The sequence below is a fragment of the Stenotrophomonas sp. TEPEL genome, from assembly GCF_004348785.1.
GTDB classification, from domain to species: domain Bacteria; phylum Pseudomonadota; class Gammaproteobacteria; order Xanthomonadales; family Xanthomonadaceae; genus Stenotrophomonas; species Stenotrophomonas indicatrix.
In genome coordinates, this window is the sequence record NZ_QQXJ01000001.1 from 4,071,080 (window position 1) to 4,090,433 (window position 19,354).

14 protein-coding genes and 1 pseudogene are annotated in these 19,354 nt (G+C 67.4%); 6 read left to right on the forward strand and 9 right to left on the reverse strand.

Going from position 1 to position 19,354, the window contains the following annotated elements:
• Nucleotides 1–177 precede the first annotated feature (177 nt).
• Nucleotides 178–1,275 (forward strand): D-alanine--D-alanine ligase, encoded by a 1,098-nt coding sequence (ddlA, locus tag TEP_RS18625; protein ID WP_132826275.1) that lies wholly within the window; start codon nucleotides 178–180, stop codon nucleotides 1,273–1,275.
• An 87-nt stretch (nucleotides 1,276–1,362) separates the two neighbouring features.
• Here the strand turns inward: ddlA and TEP_RS18630 are convergent, their stop codons facing one another.
• From TEP_RS18630 to oleC, 3 genes are all read right to left on the reverse strand, one after another.
• Nucleotides 1,363–1,518 (reverse strand): DUF1328 domain-containing protein, encoded by a 156-nt coding sequence (locus tag TEP_RS18630; RefSeq protein ID WP_132826276.1) that lies wholly within the window; start codon nucleotides 1,516–1,518, stop codon nucleotides 1,363–1,365.
• A 121-nt stretch (nucleotides 1,519–1,639) separates the two neighbouring features.
• Nucleotides 1,640–2,626, reverse strand: a complete 987-nt coding sequence (gene oleD, locus TEP_RS18635) for a 2-alkyl-3-oxoalkanoate reductase (RefSeq protein WP_132826277.1) — start codon at nucleotides 2,624–2,626, stop codon at nucleotides 1,640–1,642.
• Nucleotides 2,623–4,281, reverse strand: coding sequence for an olefin beta-lactone synthetase (oleC, locus tag TEP_RS18640; RefSeq protein WP_132826278.1), 1,659 nt, complete (start codon nucleotides 4,279–4,281; stop codon nucleotides 2,623–2,625). The genes oleD and oleC overlap by 4 nt, the downstream gene beginning before the upstream one ends.
• 102 nt (nucleotides 4,282–4,383) lie before the next feature.
• Between oleC and TEP_RS18645 the strand changes: the two genes are divergently transcribed.
• Nucleotides 4,384–4,809 carry a YkgJ family cysteine cluster protein gene (locus tag TEP_RS18645; protein WP_025875849.1) on the forward strand — a complete coding sequence of 142 codons (426 nt, stop codon included), beginning with the start codon at nucleotides 4,384–4,386 and terminating at the stop codon, nucleotides 4,807–4,809.
• A gap of 146 nt (nucleotides 4,810–4,955) precedes the next feature.
• Here the strand turns inward: TEP_RS18645 and TEP_RS18650 are convergent.
• The 4 genes and pseudogenes from TEP_RS18650 to TEP_RS18665 all read right to left on the reverse strand — a co-directional run.
• Nucleotides 4,956–5,792: pseudogene (locus TEP_RS18650) on the reverse strand (alpha/beta fold hydrolase); the annotation flags it as partial.
• Nucleotides 5,793–5,893: 101 nt separating this feature from the next.
• Entirely contained in the window at nucleotides 5,894–6,910 is a 1,017-nt protein-coding gene (locus tag TEP_RS18655; RefSeq protein ID WP_025875853.1) for a 3-oxoacyl-ACP synthase III, read from the reverse strand.
• Nucleotides 6,911–7,012: 102 nt separating this feature from the next.
• A complete protein-coding gene (locus TEP_RS18660) occupies nucleotides 7,013–7,330 on the reverse strand; it encodes a DUF4156 domain-containing protein (protein ID WP_025875855.1) in 318 nt (105 codons plus the stop codon).
• Between the two features lie 195 nt (nucleotides 7,331–7,525).
• Nucleotides 7,526–10,375: a pitrilysin family protein gene (locus TEP_RS18665; RefSeq protein WP_132826576.1), complete on the reverse strand. Its 2,850-nt coding sequence runs from the start codon at nucleotides 10,373–10,375 to the stop codon at nucleotides 7,526–7,528.
• A 405-nt stretch (nucleotides 10,376–10,780) separates the two neighbouring features.
• Between TEP_RS18665 and TEP_RS18670 the strand changes: the two genes are divergently transcribed.
• Both TEP_RS18670 and TEP_RS18675 read left to right on the forward strand, forming a co-directional pair.
• A complete protein-coding gene (locus tag TEP_RS18670; protein WP_132826279.1) occupies nucleotides 10,781–11,257 on the forward strand; it encodes a hypothetical protein in 477 nt (158 codons plus the stop codon).
• Between the two features lie 70 nt (nucleotides 11,258–11,327).
• A complete protein-coding gene (locus tag TEP_RS18675; RefSeq protein WP_132826280.1) occupies nucleotides 11,328–11,807 on the forward strand; it encodes a tRNA (cytidine(34)-2'-O)-methyltransferase in 480 nt (159 codons plus the stop codon).
• Between the two features lie 300 nt (nucleotides 11,808–12,107).
• Here TEP_RS18675 and TEP_RS18680 read toward each other — a convergent pair whose 3' ends face one another.
• On the reverse strand, nucleotides 12,108–13,271 hold the full coding sequence (locus tag TEP_RS18680; protein WP_132826281.1) for an acyl-CoA dehydrogenase family protein: 1,164 nt from the start codon (nucleotides 13,269–13,271) through the stop codon (nucleotides 12,108–12,110).
• A 307-nt stretch (nucleotides 13,272–13,578) separates the two neighbouring features.
• Here TEP_RS18680 and TEP_RS18685 point away from each other — a divergent pair, with 307 nt between their 5' ends.
• Both TEP_RS18685 and TEP_RS18690 read left to right on the forward strand, forming a co-directional pair.
• A complete protein-coding gene (locus TEP_RS18685) occupies nucleotides 13,579–15,255 on the forward strand; it encodes an electron transfer flavoprotein-ubiquinone oxidoreductase (RefSeq protein ID WP_132826282.1) in 1,677 nt (558 codons plus the stop codon).
• 66 nt (nucleotides 15,256–15,321) lie between these two features.
• Complete coding sequence (locus tag TEP_RS18690) at nucleotides 15,322–15,723, forward strand: c-type cytochrome (protein ID WP_132826283.1); 402 nt, start codon at nucleotides 15,322–15,324, stop codon at nucleotides 15,721–15,723.
• On the opposite strand, the gene TEP_RS18695 is transcribed toward TEP_RS18690, so the two are convergent.
• Nucleotides 15,717–19,325, reverse strand: a complete 3,609-nt coding sequence (locus tag TEP_RS18695; RefSeq protein ID WP_132826284.1) for a transporter substrate-binding domain-containing protein — start codon at nucleotides 19,323–19,325, stop codon at nucleotides 15,717–15,719. The two genes, TEP_RS18690 and TEP_RS18695, sit on opposite strands and share 7 nt — an antisense overlap.
• Between the last annotated feature and the right edge of the window lie 29 nt (nucleotides 19,326–19,354).

The window sequence follows — 19,354 nt, forward strand, 5'->3', positions numbered from 1 at the left end:
CCCCGGACCCACCCCGCCTTCGACAGGTTCCTGCTGCTGTTGGTGGGTGTCGACCTTGGTCGACACGGTAGATCCACGCCATGCGTGGATGGATTTCTGGTTCATCTGTGCCTCACGCGGGAGGCCGATGAAGGTTCATGCTATGGAGCCACGCAACGCACAGGACATCGCATTTCCATGGCACGGACACGGGTTGGCATCATCTTCGGTGGCAGGTCTTCCGAACACGAAGTTTCGCTGCAATCGGCCAAGAACATTCTCGACGCGCTCGACCGCGAGCGCTTCGAACCGGTGCTGATCGGCATCGACAAGCAGGGCCAGTGGCACCTGAGCCAGCCGGACACCTTCCTGCTCAATGCCGAGGATCCGGCGCGCATCGCGCTGCATCCTTCCGGCACCGCGCTGGCGGTTCTGCCCGGCACCGAGCAGGCTCAGCTGCAACCGACCGATGCGGGCAGCGCGGTGGGGCAGATCGATGTGGTGCTGCCGATCGTGCACGGTCCGCTGGGTGAGGACGGTGCCCTGCAGGGCCTGCTGCGCATGGCCAACCTGCCCTTCGTCGGCTCGCCGGTACTGGGTTCGGCGGTGGCCATGGACAAGGATGTAACCAAGCGCCTGCTGCGCGATGCCGGCCTGCAGGTGGCGCCGTGGGTCTGCATCCGCCGCCATGAAGCCGATACGGTCGATGTCGATGCCCTGATCGCGGCACTCGGCCTGCCGCTGTTCGTGAAGCCGGCCAACCAGGGCTCATCGGTGGGCGTGAGCAAGGTCAAGGACGCCGCCGGTTTCGCCGAGGCATTGCAGACTGCGCTGCGCTACGACCACAAGGTTCTGGTGGAATCGGCCGTGGTCGGCCGGGAAATCGAATGCGCCGTGCTCGGCAACGAGCGGCCGCAGGCCAGCCTCTGTGGCGAGGTGGTGCTGCACGACGAGTTCTACGCCTACGACACCAAGTACATCAACGAAGATGGCGCCGAGGTGGTGGTGCCGGCCGTGATCGACGCGGCGACGCAGTCCCGTATCCAGGACATCGCGCTTCAGGCGTACCAGGTACTGGAATGCGCCGGCATGGCGCGTGTGGATGTGTTCCTGACCGAGGATGGTCGGATCGTCATCAACGAGGTCAACACGTTGCCCGGCTTCACCCGCATCAGCATGTATCCGAAACTGTGGGGCGCCAGTGGCGTAGGTTACACCGCGCTGATCACGCGCCTGATCGAGCTGGCGATGGAACGGCACGACGCCGATCGCCGATTGCACAGCGCGGTGCGCTGACCGCGCTTCTGCCGTGCCGGCCGCCGATCGGCAACCCCGGGTGTAGCCGAGGTTGCCGGCCAGCGGCCGGCACTACTGCTCACGCGGTCATGTGCGCTTGCGGAACATCGAGATCACCGCCAGCACCAGGAACACGACGAACAGGATCCAGGCGATGTTCGTTGCGGCGCCGGCGATGCCGGAGAAGCCCAGGACGGCGGCGATGATGGCGATGACAAAGAAGATGATGGCGTAATGCAGCATGGTGCTCCTCGCAGGTGGTCGGCCGTGGGTGGCGTTGTGTCCATCCTGCGCATCTGCCGGTGTGCAACCGGTGATGGCGATCTCTGCACGTAATGAAGGCTTCAGCGCGGTGATGCCGCCGTCATGATGCGGCCTTCAGCCGTCGCAGCCCTTCTTCGATGCTCACCTGCGGCACGTAGCCGAAATCACGGCGCGCCGGCTCCATGCTGTACCAGTGCGGCGTGCACAGCTGCTCGGCCAGGAAGCGCGTCAGCGGCGGCTCGCCACGCAGGCGCAGCAGCGGCCACAGCCGCTCGCAGATCGCGCCGATCCGATACGCCGTCTTGAAGCTGATCGCCTTGTCCACGGTCGGGGCACCGACCGCCTGCAGCAGCTTGTTGACCAGCTCGCGCATCGGCAGCGGTTCGCCATTGGAAATGAAGTACGCCTTGCCGGCGCAGGCCGCGCCCGGTGCCAGCGCCTCGAAGGCGAGGAAATGCGCCAGCGCCGCGTTGTCGATGTAAGTGGTGTCGACCTTGTTGTTGCCATCGCCCACCAGGCGCAACCGGCCAGCGCGTGCACGATCGGCCAGGCGTGGCACCAGCTGCTGGTCGCCCGGGCCCCAGATCAACCGCGGGCGCAACGCCACGGTCGCCAGGGTCGCGTCATTGGCCGCCAGCACGCGTTGTTCGGCAATCGCCTTGGTTGCCGCATACGGCGCCTGGAAATCCTCGCCATACGGCACTTCGTCCGCACCCAGTCCTTCCACCGGGTGCGTGGCGCGGTGGGTCACGCTGGGCGTGGAGGTGTAGACCAGCCTGGCGATGCCATGCGCGCGGCAGGCGGCGATGACGTTGTCGGTGCCGACCACGTTGGCCTGGTGGTAGCTGTCATAGCTGCCCCACGCACCCGCCTTGGCGCCGTTGTGGAACACCGCATCGACGCCGGCCACCGCATGCAGCACCGCCTGCGGATCGGCCAGGTCGCCGCGGATCTGGCCCACGCCCAGTGCCTGCAGTTGCGGGTAGTGGCTGCGGTTGAACGCCAGCACCTGGTGCCCACGTTCGACCAGGCCACGGCACAGCGCCTGGCCAAGGAAACCACCACCACCGGTGACCAGAATCTTCATGCACGCTTCTCCAGTTCGGCGCGGGCCCAGACGGCGAGCTTCTCGCGGCCGATCTTGGCGTTGTGACGGATATCGACGGGGAACGCCGGATGCATCAGCACGTGTTCCAGCTTCAGCTCGGGCAGCCGCGCAGCGGCCGTGGCATGCAGCGCTTCGCGCAAGGCAGGGCTGTCGGACTGGCCACGCTGCAGTTCCACGCACAACACCGGCACCTGCGCACCGGCCGCGCCGACGCCCACCAGCGCAGTGCGTGCCACGCCGGGTACAGTGTTGAACACCGGCTCGACCTGTTCGGTGTACAGCGGTCCGTGGGCGGTTTCCACGCGATGGGTCTTGCGGCCACAGAACCACAGCCGTCCCTGCGCATCGAAGTAGCCGACATCGCCCATGCGATGCACGATGCGGACGCTGCCATCGGCCAGGGTTTCGCTGATCTTCGCCGCCGCCGTCGCCTGCGGACGGTTGAAATAGCTGTCGGTGGCGGTCGGCCCGGCCACGGTGATCTCACCGATCTCGCCCACGGCCAGTACGCGCGCCTGCGACCAGTCCGGCAGCGGCGCATCGTCGATGGCGATGATGCGCACCTCGTTCGGTGCGACCACGCTGCCGACGCAGGTGCCGGCACCGCCCTCGGTGGCCGCGCGCGTACGCTCCAGCTCGCGCCCCTCGACCACCGCCACCGGCAGGCACTCGGTGGCGCCATACGGCGTCCAGAACTGGGCATCGGCCGGCAACAGGCTGCGGATGGTGGCGACCACGTCCGGCGGCACCGGCGCACCGGCCGAGGTCACCCGGGTCACCGTCGGCAACGGCCGCCCGTGCCGCGCCAGCACCCGCATCAACGCAGGCGAGCCGAACAGCTGGGTCACGCCGAAACGCTGGATGGCGTCATGCAGGCGCGCCGGGTCGGCCTGGGCCGGCCGGGTCGGGTCCATGTCCGGAATCACCGAGGTCAGGCCCAGCGCCGGATCGAACAGCGCAAACGGCGGGAAGGTCGGCAGGTCCACCCCACCGGCCTCCATGCCGAAGGCGCTGCCCAGCAGCTCGATCTGGCCGACGAAGTGGCGGTGGCGGTAGACCACGCCCTTGGGCACGCCGGTGGAACCACTGGTGAACAGGATCGCCGCCGTGTCCTCGCCATCGGTGTCGGCCAGCATCGGGCCGCTGTTGGCGCCGGCACGCTCCAGCGCGGCCAGCGTGGTACCGCCCCAGCCCAGGCGGCGGCCGACGGTCACCAGGCGGGTCGCCGAAGGCGCCCAGCGCAGCGCCAGCCGCGCCACGTGGGCCAGCGGGATGCCGATGAAGGCCTGCGGCTGTGCCTCGTCCAGGCACTGCTTCAGCGCGCGCTTGTCGATGCCCGGATCGACCAGCACCGGCACCGCGCCCAGCTTGAACAGGGCGAACATCAACAGGAAGAACTCCGGCGATGGCCGCACCATCACCACGGTGCGAACCCCGCGGCCGATGCCGTAACCGGCCAGGCCGGCCGCCATCGCATCGCTGCGGGCGTCCAGCTGGCGGTAATCCAGGGTCACGTCGTAGGCGGCCATGCCGTTGCCGGCGCCGCGGCGCCCGGGGCAGCGGATGGCGATCTGGTCGGGGCGTTCACGCGCCAGCTCGGGCAGCCGCGCGGCGATGTTGCAGGATCGGTTCATCCGTTCATTGTCGCCGCTTACGGAATTTCTTGCGCGGCGGCCGCCAGCGTGGAAAATCCGCATCCTCGTCCCTTTCCCGATGCCGCCCGAGGCGGCTTGCCCATGCAACATCCCTGCATGACCTGCGGCGCCTGCTGCACCCAGTACCGCGTGGCCTTCCACTGGATGGAATCGGACGAGGTCACCCCCGGCGGCGTGCCGCACCAGCTCACCGAGGTGCTCGACCCGCACCGCCTGTGCATGCGCGGCACCCATTCCAAGCCGGTGCGCTGCGTGGCGCTGGACGCGCAGATCGGCGTCTATTCCCGCTGCACGATCCACCCCAACCGCCCCAGCGTGTGCCGCGAGGTGGATGCATCGTGGGAGTACGGCAAGGCCAGCCCGCAGTGCGACAAGGCCCGCATCGCCTATGGGCTGGATCCGCTGACCCTGGCCGACTGGCGCTGGCGCGATGGCGCGGACAACGACGACGACCACCCGGACGACAACGGCAACAGCCCCTCGCCACAGGCGCCGATTGCGGCATGACGGGCGTGCCGNCCAACGGTCGGCACCCACCCATCCCTTCCCCAGGCGTGCCGACCCACGGTCGGCACCCAGCCGTTCACTCTCCGGTCCGGATGCACCTGCAGGCGCGAGTACTCGTGGTAGTCCAGGCCGGCGCGCTTGAGCTGCTTGTCTTCCAGCACGTAGTGGCCGGCATCCTCGAAGGCATGCACCTGCGCCTTCGGCAACGCCGCCTGGAAGCCCTTCAGGAAGTGGTGGTCGAACACGAAATCACGCAGGCCCCAGCCGAGGAAGGCCGGACGATCGGCGAACGACGGCAGCGCCTTGCCGGCACGCTCCAGCAGTGACCACGCCTTGTCGGCCGGCGACAGCGGAATGTCCTGCATGAAGCGGATGGTGCTGATGCGGTTGGCGTAGCTGTTGTACGGCGACACGTAGGCGCGGCGCACATCGGCCGGCATCTTCCTCTCCACGCCCAGCCACGAGGCACCGGAGGAGAACGCATTGAAGGTGCGGATGATCCACTCGCCGATCTTCCAGTGCCGGCCCAGCGCGATCTGCCACGGCATCTTCTTGGCCGCCGGCATCGGGAACGCGGCGGTGTTGAGCACCACCAGGCGCTTGACCTGGTCGTGGTGCGACAGCGCCCAGCCGAAGCCGATCATCCCGCCCCAGTCGTGCACGGCCAGCGTCACCGGGCCGGTGATGCCCAGATGCCTGAGCAGCGCATCCAGATCATCCACCCGCGACTGCAGCGTGTACTCGTAGCGGCTGTCGTCGGGCTTGTCCGACAGGCCCATGCCGATATGGTCCGGCACGATGCAGCGGTACCTGTCCGACAGGCCGGCCACCAGCGTGCGCCAGTAATAGCTCCACGACGGGTTGCCGTGCACCATCACCACTACTTCGCCATCGCGCGGGCCTTCGTCGAGATAGTTCATCGACAGGCCGGGGCGGACCTCGAAACGCTGCGGGTGGGCGGGGTAACCGGGAAGCTGGGACATCGGATCGCACCTGTGGAAAGGGCCGGTAGAACCGGCCCCTGTAACATTCTTGAAGATCGCTGCTGGCCGTGGCGAGCGTGGAGCAGGTCAGCGGAGATTCTCTACCAGACCACTTCGGCCATCGAGCAGTTCAGGCCCGAGCCGATGCCCAGAAGCGCGATGCGGTCGCCCTTCTTCAGCTTGCCCAGCTGCTTGAGCTTGCTCAGCACGATCGGCACCGAGGCCGGACCGATGTTGCCGTGCTCGCCGAAGATGGTCATGACCTTCTTCGGGTCGATGCCGAAATTCTTGATGAACGCCGCGGTGTGCGGCTGGCTGACCTGGTGGATGACGAACTGGTCCAGCTCTTCCACGGCCCAGCCCAGTGCGATCTTGGCGGCGGTGAAGGTCTTCTGGGCCAGCTTGATGCCCTCGATCAGCAGCATGCGGGTGTCGGTGACCATGCGGTCCAGGTTGCCCAGGCACAGCTGGTTCCACTCGGTGGCCGAGCGGGTCACGCCACCCTTGTAGCGCGGCGCGTCGGGCACCAGCTCCGAACGGGCCATCACCATCGCGGCTGCACCGGAACCGGTGGTCAGCGCCGCCAGTTCGTTGCGGAAGTCGTCGGCAGTGACGTCCGGCGCGGTCATCCGCTCCAGGGTCTTTTCGTACACCAGGTTGGCGGTCTCGCCATCCACCACCAGCGCATAGTCGATCTCACCGCGCTCAAGCATGCGCGCAGCGATGTCCATGCCGTTGATGAAGGCCAGGCAGGCATTGGCGACGTCGAAGGTCATGCACTCGTCGCTGACACCGAGGTTGCCGGACACGATGGAAGCGGTGGACGGCTCCAGGTAGTCACGGCTGACCGAGGTGTTGATCAACAGGCCCACCTGCGTCGCATCGATGCCTGCGTCTTCCAGCGCCTTGCGGCCAGCCATGGTGGCCGCATCGGACGCCAGGACGCCGTTGTCCCACAGGCGGCGCGCGTGGATGCCGGCGATGTCGCCGAGGACGTCGGTACGGATACCAAGGCGATCCAGCGTCGGCTGCAGGCGTTCGTTGATTTCCTTGGTCGTCAGCGTGTGCGGCGCATCAACGTGAGCCAGGCCGGCGATCGAGACATTCTTGAAGAGCATCGAGGTTAGCGCCAAGGCTCAGGCAAAGGGGGCGCTATTCTATAACCCCCCGGGCCTTCACCGCATCTTTACGAATTCAGCCTTGGCCGTATGGTGAAGGATTCAGCGCGGCGGGCACTGGAAGGCGGCGAAGCGCTGGCTGCCGTCGGCGGGGGCCGCAGCGGCCTGCACGGCGTTGGCGCCGGTGGTCGGGGCCTCGTTGCGGGCCAGGGTCTCCAGCTCTTCCTGCACGCGCAGCGGGTTGCGGTTGTAGAAGCCGACCTTGCTCTTCACGGTCACCACCACTTCGCCCTTGGAGATGCAGCCGGCCGGTACCGGGCCTGCCGGCAGCACGCGGGTCGCCTTGCCGGCCGGTTCGATCGGCACCCAGGTGCAGGCGGTGACGGTGAGCAACAGGGACGACAGCAGCAGAACGCGCATGGGCAGGATCCTGGAAGGGAATGTCAGGAGTGTGCCTGAACCGTCTGAATCAGGGATAGCCGGAGAGGGCTGCGGTAGCGCCGGGCCATGCCCGGCGGTTCTTCGAAGGCGTCCAGATGCCGCGCTGCGCGCTCGCCGGGCGCGCCCCGGCGCTACCCGCAGGTACCTGCCCGCCGGAGCGGGCAGGCACATCCCTTACTTCTTGACCGGGTTGCCTTCGGCATCGATCACGGTCACTTCGCCCAGGTTCAAGGCGCGCACGGCCGCTTCGGTCTGCTTGAGGTCGCCCACCACCACCCAGGTCAGCGCCTGCGGCTTGATCTCCGCTGCCGCCTGCTGCACCTGTGCCGGGGTCATCGCTTCGATCTCGGCCTTGCGGCGCAGCACGTAGTCGTCCGGGCGCTTGAACTGCACGATCGTGCCGATGGTCGAGGCCACCGCGCTGGCGGTCTCGTAGGCGCCGGGCAGGCTCAGGGTCTGGATGTTGCGGATGCGCGCCACTTCCGCGTCGGTCGCCGGCTTGCTGCCGTTGGCGAACTCGGCGATCTCCTTGCGCATTTCCGCCATGGCCGGGCCGGTCTTGTCGATCTGCACCGGTGCCATCGCCATCCACGGGCGCTGGCCCACGGTGTTGCTGGCGCTGGTGCGGGCACCGTAGGACCAGTGCTTGTCCTCGCGCAGGTTCATGTTCAGGCGCGAAGTGAAGTCACCACCGATCACGCCGTTGGCGATGTCGAAGCGGGTCGAGCTGGCGTCGCTGGACGGCGGCACGACCTGGCCGGCGAACAGGTTGGCCTGCACCGCGCCCGGCTGGTCGATCAGGAACACGCGCGGGCTCTTGGGCAGCGCCACGGCGGTGGTGGCCTTGATCGTCGGCGCATCGCCGGTGGCCTTCCAGTCGCCCAGCTGCTTGTCCAGCAGCGGCACGATCTCGGCCAGGGTGGTGTCGCCGACCACGATCAGGGTGCCGTCCTGCGGACGCAGCCAGTCGCGGTGGAAGTCGACCAGGTCCTCGCGGCCCAGGCTGCGGATCGCCGCTTCGTCACCGCTGCCGGTGAACGGGATCGCGTACGGGTGGCCCTTGCCGTACAGCAGCGGCGGCAGCACGCGCATGGCCACTGCGTTCGGGTTGACCTTCTCCTGCTGGATGCCGGCGATCCAGGTTGCCTTGACCCGGTCGATCTCGCTCTGCTCGAAGCGCGGCTCGCGCAGCAGATCGCGGTACAGGGCCAGCGATGGCACCAGGTTCTCCTTCAGCGCCGACATGTCGACGGTCACCGAATCCAGGCCGGCACCGGCGTCCAGGCTGGCACCCAGCGCATCGGCTGCATCGGCGAAGGCCAGCGAGCCGAGCTTGCCGGCACCTTCGGTCATCAGGTTCATGGTGAAGTTGGCGGTGCCGGGCTTGCGGCCCTGGTCGGCGGTGAAGCCACCCGGGAACTGGTAGCTGAACTGCACCACCGGAATCTCGTGGCGCTCGGCCAGCACCACCTGGGTGCCGTTCTTCAGCGTGGCGCGCTGCAGGGCCGGGAACTTCAGCTGCGGGAATTCGCGGGTCTGCGGCACGCCGGCCTTGCGGTCCACCTGCTCGGGCAGGGTGCTGTACCTGCTGTCCACGGCCGGCACGTTGAACGGCTTCGGCGCCTGCGAGGGGTCTTCCTTCAGCGCCACGCGTTCACCCGGCTCGACCACCAGGGTGTGGCTGCCCTTGTCCAGCCACTGCGCGCCCAGGCGCTTGAGGTCGGCAGCGGTGGCCTTGTCGATGTTGGCCAGCGAGGTGCGGAAGCAGCCCGGGTCGCCGGTGTAGACCGTGCACTCGGCCAGCGCATCGGCCTTGCCACCGAAGCCGCCGATGCGCTCGATGCCACGGATGAACGCCGCGCGCGAGCCGGTCTTGGCGCGTGCCAGTTCTTCGGCGGTCGGGCCATCCTTGAGCAGGCGCTCGATTTCCTCATCGATGATCTTTTCGACCTTGGCCGGATCCTGGCCCTGCTTCACCGTGGCCATCACCATGAAGTTGGAACCCAGCTGCGAGGCGTAGGCGCCGGCGCTGATGTTGTCCACCAGCTTGTCCTGGTGCTGCAGGCGCTGGCTCAGGCGCGAGGACTTGGCGCCGCCGAGCACATAGGCCAGCAGCTGCAGCTGGTCGACGTCGGTGGTGCCGACCTGCGCCACGTTCCAGGCGCGGTAGATGCGTGCCTGCGGCACCTTGTCGGTCATCACCTCGCGGGTGTCGGCCGGCCGCTTGGCCACGTCCACCTTCGGCTGCGCCATGGTCGGCCCGGCCGGGATGCTGCCGAAGTACTTGGCGGCCTTTTCCTTGGCGGTGGCCAGATCGATGTCACCGGCCAGCACCAGCACCGCGTTGTTCGGGCCGTACCAGGTGCGGAACCAGGTCTTGACGTCGTCCAGCGAGGCGGCGTTGAGATCGTTCATCGAGCCGATCACGCTGTGGTGGTACGGGTGGCCCACCGGATACAGCGCGCGGTTGAGCTGTTCCCACACCTGGCCATAGGGCTGGTTCTCGCCCTGGCGCTTCTCGTTCTGCACCACGCCACGCTGTTCGTCGAGCGCAGCCTGGTCGATCGCGCCCACCAGATGGCCCATGCGGTCCGATTCCATCCACAGCGCCATGTCCAGCGCGGTGGTCGGCACGTTCTCGAAATAGTTGGTGCGGTCGGTATTGGTGGTGCCGTTCTGGCCGGTCGCACCCACCTGCTTGAAGGGTTCGAAGTACTCGCCGTCGTGGTTCTCGCTGCTCTGGAACATCAGGTGTTCAAACAGATGCGCGAAGCCGGTGCGACCGGCAGGCTCATCCTTGCTGCCGACGTGGTACCAGATGTTGACCGCAACGATCGGCGCCTTGCGATCGGTATGCACCACCACGCGCAGGCCGTTGGGCAGGGTGAACTGCTCGAACGGGATATCGACCTTGCTGGTCGCGGCCGGCTTGGCCGCCAGCGCGTAGGTCGGCGCGAGCGTGCCGAGGGCAGTACTGAGGGCAACAGCGAGCAGCGCGGCGCGCGGGCGCAGGGTGAGCGACATATCCGGGTCCTTGGTCACGAAGGTGAATCCCGATCCTAGCGCGGGCGTGCGGCCACCGGTATCGGCCACCAGTCACTGGGGGTGGTCGGCCCCATCGGCCTTCGTGATTGGCCGTTCCCGGGTCACGAACGGCGGTGATTCACGTCCGGACAGTGTCCGCAGCCTCTCGAATGGACAGGTGTCCGGCCTGCGGACACTTTCAGCACCCCACAAAACCCTTATGAATCAACGACTAAAAGTTGGCATGGGGATTGCTTTGTACTTCCTGCGCCAGGAAGGGCTTCAGACAAAAGCTGACTGAAGACTGAACAAAAGCAGGAAATCGAAAATTCCGCTTGCATCCCCAGAACTGGTGTTCTACCTTACTACCACACCACTGCTCACCAACACTAAACAGGCCCCGTCATGAACGCCAAGACCATTGCCATCGCCATCGCCCTGATCGCCGGCACCGCGGTTGTTTCGTCGGTGCAGGCCTCCGAATCCATCAAGACCCTGTCCACCGTGCAGGTCCGCCCGGCCGCCGACCAGCTGGTCCAGCAGGCCTGGGAACAGGCCAGCGGCATCCCGACCCTGGCCACTGTCGAAGTGCGCCCCAGCCTCGACCAGTTGGCCGAGCGCGACGGCTTCATCGCCAGCCCGGTCGCCGCCGCGCTGCCGATCACCACCCTGGCCTCGGTTGAAGTGCGGCCGAGCCTGGAGCAGCGTGTCGCCCTGGCTGCCGAGCAGGAAGCCCAGCGCTACGCCGCCACCCTGGCAGCGGCCGCCACCAGCGTCGCCAACCAGGTGATCGTCAACCTGCCGGCCCTGCAGGTGCGTCCGAGCGCCGCCCAGCTGCAGGCCTTCGCTGCCGAAACCGCCCAGGTCCTGCTGCGCCCGTAAGCGACGTCCGCCCTGCCCCGCGCGGGGCGTGCGTCGTAAAGGCGGCCGCCGTCGCAGGTACACTGCGCCGATGAATGCCGCGCCCCAGTTCCACGTGATCCTGTTCCAACCGGAAATCCCGCCCAACACGGGCAATGTGATCCGGCTCTGCGCCAACACCGGCGCGCAGCTGCACCTGGTCGAGCCGCTCGGCTTCGCACTGGAAGACAAGCAGCTCAAGCGCGCCGGCCTGGACTACCACGAGTACTCGCGCCTGCAGGTGCATCCGGACCTGGGCACTGCGCTGGCGCGGATCGCACCGAAGCGGTTGTTCGCCCTCAGTACGCGTGCCAGCGTCCGCTATGACAGCGTGGCGTTCGACGACGGTGATGCCTTCCTGTTCGGCCCGGAAAGTCGTGGCCTGCCGCAGGACGTGCTGGATGCCTTGCCCGATGGTCGCCGGCTGCGCCTGCCGATGCGGCCGGACAATCGCAGCCTCAACCTGTCCAACACCGTTGCGGTGGTGATGTACGAGGCGTGGCGCCAGCATGGGTTTGCGGGCGGGGCGTAACGCCACGCGTCTCTCTTCTGCCTAATTGCTGTGGCGGGCGCATGCGTTCATGGGCGTTACTTTTCTTTCCGCGCGGGAAGAAAAGTAACCAAAAGAAACGCGCCGCCAGCCGCGAGCCGGTGCTGCGCACCGGTACCCTGCGCTCCTCGGCCCGGCGGGGGACGGCGCGGAACTCGCTGCGCTCAGCCACCCGCGCCTCTTCGCCCCCGCCGGACCTGCGGTGCTCGGCTCGCTTCAAGACGGACCCAACAGCCGCTCAGTAGATCCACGCCATGCGTGGATGGCTGTTCCCCACCCCGCTCAGAACGCGTTGATGCCGGTCAGCTCGCGGCCGATCACCAGCTGGTGCACGGTCTCGGTGCCTTCATAGGTGATCACCGATTCCAGGTTCAGCGCATGGCGGATTGCTACGTGCTCGGTGGTGATGCCGGCGCCGCCCAGCAGGTCGCGGCATTCGCGGGCGATGTCGATCGCCATGCGGCAGTTGTTCCACTTGGCCAGGCTTACCTGCTGCGGTTGCACCTGCCCGGCTTCCTTCAGGCGGCCCAGCTGCAACGCCAGCAGCTGCGCCATGGTGATGCGCCGGGCCATGTCGGCCAGCTTGATCTGCGCGCTCTGCGTGGCCGCCAGCGGACGGCCGAACAGCACGCGCTCCTTTGCATACCCCAGCGCTTCATCCAGGCAGGCGATGGCCGAGCCGATCGGGCCCCAGCTGATGCCGAAACGCGCCTGGGTCAGGCAGCCCAGCGGCCCCTTCAGCCCCTTCACGTTGGGCAGGCGGTGGCTGTCGGGTACGCGCACGTCGTCGAAGAACAGCGCGCCGGTCAGCGACGCGCGCAGACTCATCTTGTGCTTGATCTCCTGCGTAGTGAAGCCGGGCATGCCCTTCTCCAGCACGAAGCCCTGGATGCCGTCTTCGGTCTGTGCCCAGACGATGGCCAGGTCGGCCACCGGTCCGCTGGTGATCCACATCTTGCTGCCGTTGATTCGCCAGTCGCTGCCATCGCGCACCGCGCGGGTCTTCATGCTGGCCGGGTCGGAACCGCCATGTGCCTCGGTCAGGCCGAAGCAGCCGATCACTTCGCCGCGGGCCATCGCCGGCAGCCATTGCCGGCGCTGTTCTTCGCTGCCGTAAGCAAAGATGGGGTACATGCACAGCGAGCTCTGCACCGACACGAAGCTGCGCAGGCCCGAATCGCCGCGCTCCAGCTCCTGGCAGATCAGCCCGTAACTCACCGCCCCCATGTCGCCGCCGCCGTACTCACCCGGCAGCGTGGCACCGAGCAGGCCCAGCGCGGCGATCTCCGGCACCAGTTCCGAGGGGAACCGTGCCTGGTCGAAGGCATCACCGATGATCGGCAACACGCGCTCGTTGGTGAAGCGGGCCACGCTCTGCTGTATCGCGCGCTCTTCCTCGCTGAGCAGGGAACGGACATCGAACAGGTCGTACGGATCCAAAGCCATGGCACTCACACGCAGTCGGGACTGCCGCCATTGTCGGCCATCCGGGCAGAGTTGGTGTGCGGGTAGAGGCCGACCTTGGTCGGCGCTGGTGTTTCCGCTCACGCCAACCCAGGTCGGCACCTGCCAGACCACGCGCATTACGCTGCATTGCAGCAATTGCGATGTGAACATCGGCGATCTAGCTCGATCACGCCCGTCCCGGTACCCTGACACATTCAAACAACCGTTTCGCCCGTGGCTGCACGCGCGATTCCCAGGCAACCGCCGGTGGCCCCGATGCCGGCACTACCCACGAGTCATGCAATCGATGAGTGCTGAAGCCAACGCCCTGCCCCCGCGTGAAGTCATGGAATTCGACGTGGTCGTCGTCGGTGCCGGCCCGGCCGGCCTGGCCACCGCGATCCGCCTGCGCCAGCGTGCGATCGACGCCGGACGCGAACTGTCGGTATGCGTGCTGGAGAAGGGCTCCGAACCCGGCGCGCACGTGCTGTCCGGCGCAGTGATGGACCCGCGCGCGCTGACCGAACTGTTCCCGGACTGGGCCGAGCGCGGCGCACCGCTGAAGCAGAAGGTCACCCGCGACGAGTTCCTGTTCCTCAGCGAGACCGGCGCGCGCACCACCCCGCACGCGCTGTTGCCCGAGTGCTTCCACAACGAAGGCAACTACATCATCAGCTTGGGCGAAGTCACCCGCTGGCTGGCGCAGCAGGCCGAGGCGCTGGAAGTGGCGATCTTCCCCGGCTTCGCCGCCGCCGAAGTGCTGTACGGCGATGACGGCGCGGTGATCGGCGTGGCTACCGGCGACATGGGCATCGAAAAGGACGGCACGATCGGCCCGGCCTTCGAACGCGGCATGGCCCTGCATGCGAAGTACACGGTGTTCGCCGAAGGCGCGCGCGGCCACCTCGGCCGCCAGCTGATCAGCCGTTTCAAGCTGGACGAAGGCAAGGATCCGCAGGCCTACGGCATCGGCATCAAGGAACTGTGGCAGATCGACCCGGCCAAGCATGAGCCAGGCCTGGTGGTGCACGCCGCCGGCTGGCCGCTGGATACCGACACCTACGGCGGTGCCTTCCTGTACCACGCCGACGGCGGCAAGGTCGCCATCGGCTACGTGGTCGGCCTGGACTACAAGAACCCCTGGCTGAGCCCGTTCGAGGAATTCCAGCGCTTCAAGACCCATCCGTCGATCCGCAAACATCTGGAAGGCGGCACCCGCATCGGCTACGGCGCGCGTGCGATCACTGCGGGCGGCCTGATGTCGCTGCCCAAGACCGTGTTCCCTGGCGGTGCACTGGTCGGCTGCGAAGCCGGCTACCTCAACGTCAGCCGCATCAAGGGCAGCCACGCCGCGATCAAGACCGGCATGCTGTGCGCCGATGCCACCTTCGACGCGCTGGTGGCCGATCGCCAGCACGATGAGCTCAGCGCCTACCCGGCCGCCTTTGAAACCAGCTGGCTGCACGACGAACTGAAGCTGTCGAAGAACTTCAAGCAGTGGTTCAAGAAGGGCCAGACCGTGGCCACGCTGATGACCGGCATCGAGCAGTGGCTGCTGCCGAAGCTGGGCGTGCGCAACCCGCCGTGGACCCTGCGCCACAGCATCCCGGACCACGCCTGCCTGGAGCCGGCATCCAAGCACACGCGCATTGCCTATCCCAAGCCCGATGGCGTGCTGACCTTCGACCGCCTCAGCTCGGTGTTCCTCAGCAGCACCAACCACGACGAGAACCAGCCCAGCCACCTGACGCTGAAGGATGCGAGCATCCCGGTGAAGGTGAACCTGGCCGAGTACGCCGGTCCGGAAGCGCGCTACTGCCCGGCGGGCGTGTACGAATTCGTCGGCGACGGCAACGATGCGCGGCTGCAGATCAACGCGCAGAACTGCGTGCACTGCAAGACCTGCGACATCAAGGATCCGACGCAGAACATCGTCTGGGTAACCCCGCAGGGCGGCGGCGGCCCGAACTACTCCGGCATGTGACCGGCGATGGGGCTGCGACGGCCGGTCGCAGCCCCACGGCGCGTGCGCCCGTTATCCTGCTCGCCCATGCGTGCCCTTCGCCTGCTTCCCGTTGTTGCCACGATCCTGGTCGCCAGTGCGTGCCAGCGCCCGCCCGCTGCGCCCAGCACGCCCGAACAGGCGCGCCAGCAGGCGATGCAGCGCGCGTTCGAACTGTGCGCGGGCTGCCATACCATCAATGCCGGCGGCATCCACCGCTTCGGTCCCAACCTGCATGGGGTGATCGGCCGCCGTGCGGGCAGCCTGCCCGACTACGGATACTCGCAGGGCATGCGCCGCGCCGACTTCGTGTGGAGTGCGCAGACCCTGGACACCTTCCTGCAGTCGCCCACCCATCTGGTACCCGGCACGCGCATGTACAACGCCTTCCCGAGCGCCGAGCGTCGGGCGCTGGTGATCGCCTACCTGCAGGAGCACGCGGCTCAGTGAGCCAGGCGCTGCAGCTGCTGCTGCAGATGCGCCACGAACTGCCCGGCGTCGGCAACCGCCGCTGCGACCTCTGCATCGCCCGCGGCCTGCAAGCGTTCCACCAGCGCGTTGGCGCGATCGGCCAGGCCACGTGCCCCCACCGCCCCCAGCGCACCGGCCTGCCGATGCAGGTGCAGCGCCGCCGTCACCCGGTCGCCTTCGTGCAGCGCGCGCTGCAGGGCCGCGATGTCCTCGTTGCTGGCCTTGACCAGGCTGTCGTGCAGCTGCCGGGCGATCTCGCGCGAACCGAAGCGCCGTTGCAGGGTCGCCAGGTCGGGTAGCCCCTCGTCACCCTCGGGCTCATCGTCGCTGTCCACCACGGCCTGCTCATCTTCAGCACCCTCGGCGCGCGGCAACCAGCGCAGCAGTGCCTGCCGCAGTGTCGCCAGCGACAACGGCTTGGCCAGCACGTCGTCCATGCCGGCTTCGCGGCAGCGGCGTGCGTCATCGTCAAGCACGCTGGCGGTCAGCGCCAGCACCGGCATCCGCGGCTGGCCGTTGCGCCCCTCGCGCTCGCGCAGCAGGCGGGTGAAACCAAATCCATCCAGCACTGGCATGCGGCAGTCGGTGATGACCAGATCGAAGGACTCCTCCGCCAGCCGGTCCAGTGCCTGCTGCCCGTCATCGACCAGCACATGCGGCACGCCCAGCTGCTGCAGGCGCCAAGCCATCATCGCCTGGTTGGTGGGATGGTCTTCGATGATCATCACCCGGGCCTGGCGCAGATCTGGGGGCAGCAGGGCGATCTGCTGGTGCTCGGCCTGCAGCGCGATCACATCCTCGCTGCGCGCCTCCACCAGCGACAGCAGCACCTCAACCCGCGTTCCTTCGCCCAGCGTGCTTTCCAGCGTCAGTTCGCCGTCCATCTTCTGCACCAGGCGCCGGCAGATGCTCAGGCCCAGCCCTGCGCCCCCATGGTCGCGCTGGATGTACGCACCGGCCTGGGTGAAGGGTTCGAACAGGGTCGGCAGCTGCTCCGGCGCGATGCCGATGCCGGTGTCGGTGACGCTCAGGCGCAGCGGCTGGCTGCCATCCTCGGCAGTAGGCCCCAACACCTCCAGCTGCAGCCGCACCGAGCCCTTCACGGTGAACTTGATGGCATTGCTGAGCAGGTTGAACACGATCTGGCGCAGACGCACGCCATCCACCTCATGGGCCTGTGCCAGCTGTTCGTCGATGTCCAGCTGCAGATCCAGGCCCCGCGCCGTGGCCTGCGGCAACAACAGTCGATGCACCCCCTCCAGCAGCGGCCGCACCGGCAGCGGCACCGGCTCCAGGCGCAACGCGCCCGCTTCCATCCGCGAATAGTCGAGGATGTCGTCCAGGATCTGCCGCAGCATCTGCGCCGAGTCCTGGATCACGCCGAGGATGCGTTGCTGTTCGGCGTCCAGCGGCGAATGCGCCAGCACTTCCAGCATGCCCAGCACGCCGCTCATCGGCGTGCGGATTTCATGGCTCATGGTGGCCAGGAAGCGCGATTTCGCTGCCGCAGCCTGCTCGGCTTCGACCTTCGCCGCGGCCAGCGCGTCGGCCTGCGCACGCGCCTGGCTCACGTCCACCCAGTAACCACTCCACGTCACCGCGCCGGCTTCGGTTGAATACGGGTGCGCCTGGCTGCGCACCCAGCAGGGCGCGCTTCCATCGCGGTCGATACGGAACTCGAAGGACAGCGGGGCGAAATTGCGCGCCGCCCGTTCCATCGCTCGCAACACCTTTTCGCGGTCGTCGGCATCGATGCATGCCAGCAGCGCCTGCCCGTCCGACTCCGCCTGCTGCCGGCTGATGCCGAACATCGACTGCACATCGCCGGCAATGAAGGGGAAGCTCAAGGTGCCGTCCGCTTCGCGGCGGGCCTGGTAGACAATGGCAGGCAGGTTGTCGGTCACCTCGGCCAGGCGCTGCTCCAGCTCGCGACGGCTGGCCACTTCGCGGCGCAACCGCCAGTGCCCCAGCCCATGCACTGCCACAGCCGTGGTCAGCACCAGCATCAGCGGAAGGCCCCAGCGCAGCAGGGTGCGCCAATCCACCCCATCGTGGTACTCCACTGACAGCCAATCGCCGCGCAGGGCCTCGCGCCGGCGCGGCCCCATCTGCAGCAGCAGGCGGTCGAAGGTGGTGGCCAACGCCGCATGGCGGCGCTCCACCGCCAGCGCCAGCTGGTCGTTGAACCCCGCTGGCGCGGCCAGTTGCAGGCGCCCCGGGAAGCGGTTGCGCAGCAGCTGGTCGACCAGCGCCAGGTTGCCCACGTACGCATCGGCCTCGCCATCGGCCAGGCGTTGCAGGGCCTGCTCGGCGCTGCGCGCAGCGACGATCTTCACCGACGGCGCCTGCTGCTGCACATAGCCACGGATGCGCTGCGGATCGGACAACAGCACGCGCTTGCCGTCCAGGTCCGACAGACCCAGCATCGACGGACTGTCAGTGCGGGTGACGATCACATTGGGTACGGTGATGAAGGGTTGGCTGAACACCCACTCCGGCCCGAGATAGCTCGAATCGGCAGGAATGCCGATCACCGCCTGCAGTTCGCCGCGACGCGCCTTCTCGCGTACCTCGTACCAGTCATGGCTGTTTTCGACCTGCAGGTTGGCACCGGCCTGCAGCAGGCGCTGCAGGTATTCATTGGTCAGGCCACTGGGCTTGCCATTCCTGTCGGCGAACGACAGGGGTGCGGCGTTGGGCGCAAAGCCGATCTTCAACGGCTGCTGCAGCACCCGCTTCTCGGCGTGGCTCAACGCCAGCTGCGCCGATGCCGACCACTTCGGCGCTGGCAGCCAACGCTGCACGAGGGCGTCGCGCTGGGTCTCGCTGACAGCGGCAAGCGCCAGATCCAGTGCCTCGGACAGCGGCTGTTTGCTGTTGGGCACCCCAAAATGCAACTGCTCGGGGGGCAGATCGCTGGGCCGCAGCAACGCCACGCCCTTCAATCCGTTGGCGGCGATCAGTTCCGTTGCCACGTAGGCATTGCCGATGAAAATGTCGGCTTTGTCGTCTCTGACCATACGCAAGGCCGTCAGCGTGTTGTCAGCGACAAGTTGTCGTGCCCGGGGGAACCGCGCACGCACCTGTGGTCCGGTCATGAAGTCCCGCTCGACCACCACGCGCAGCCCGTCCAGGTCGGGTGCCTCCGAAGCACGCAGGTCCTGTGGACGCCCGACCATGGCCAGCGGTGCTTCGGCATAGGCAGCGGTGTAGACCATGCAACGGGTACGCTCGGCGCTGAGCGCGATGTTCATCACCACGTCGATCTCGCCGCGGCATGCCGCATCCAGCACGGAGGGCCAGTCCTCAAAGCGGCGCGTCTCGACCTTCAGGCCCAGCTGCCGGGCCGAAAGCGTCAGGTAGTCTGGGCCGAGGCCCATCTGCTTCCCATCCTGGATCGACTCAAAAGGAGGCCAGCCACTGTCATACTGTCCAACAACGACAACAGGATGTGCGGCCAGGTACTCGCGCTGCAGCCGGCTGAGTGGCAACGGCCCCGGCGTGGACGCAGGCTGGGCCAGCGCCGGCAGCGCCAGCAGGGTCGCCAACAGGATCAGTCCACGGGCCGCCCAGCTGCGCATCTGCAACGATCTCCTGGAAGTCCTGCCAG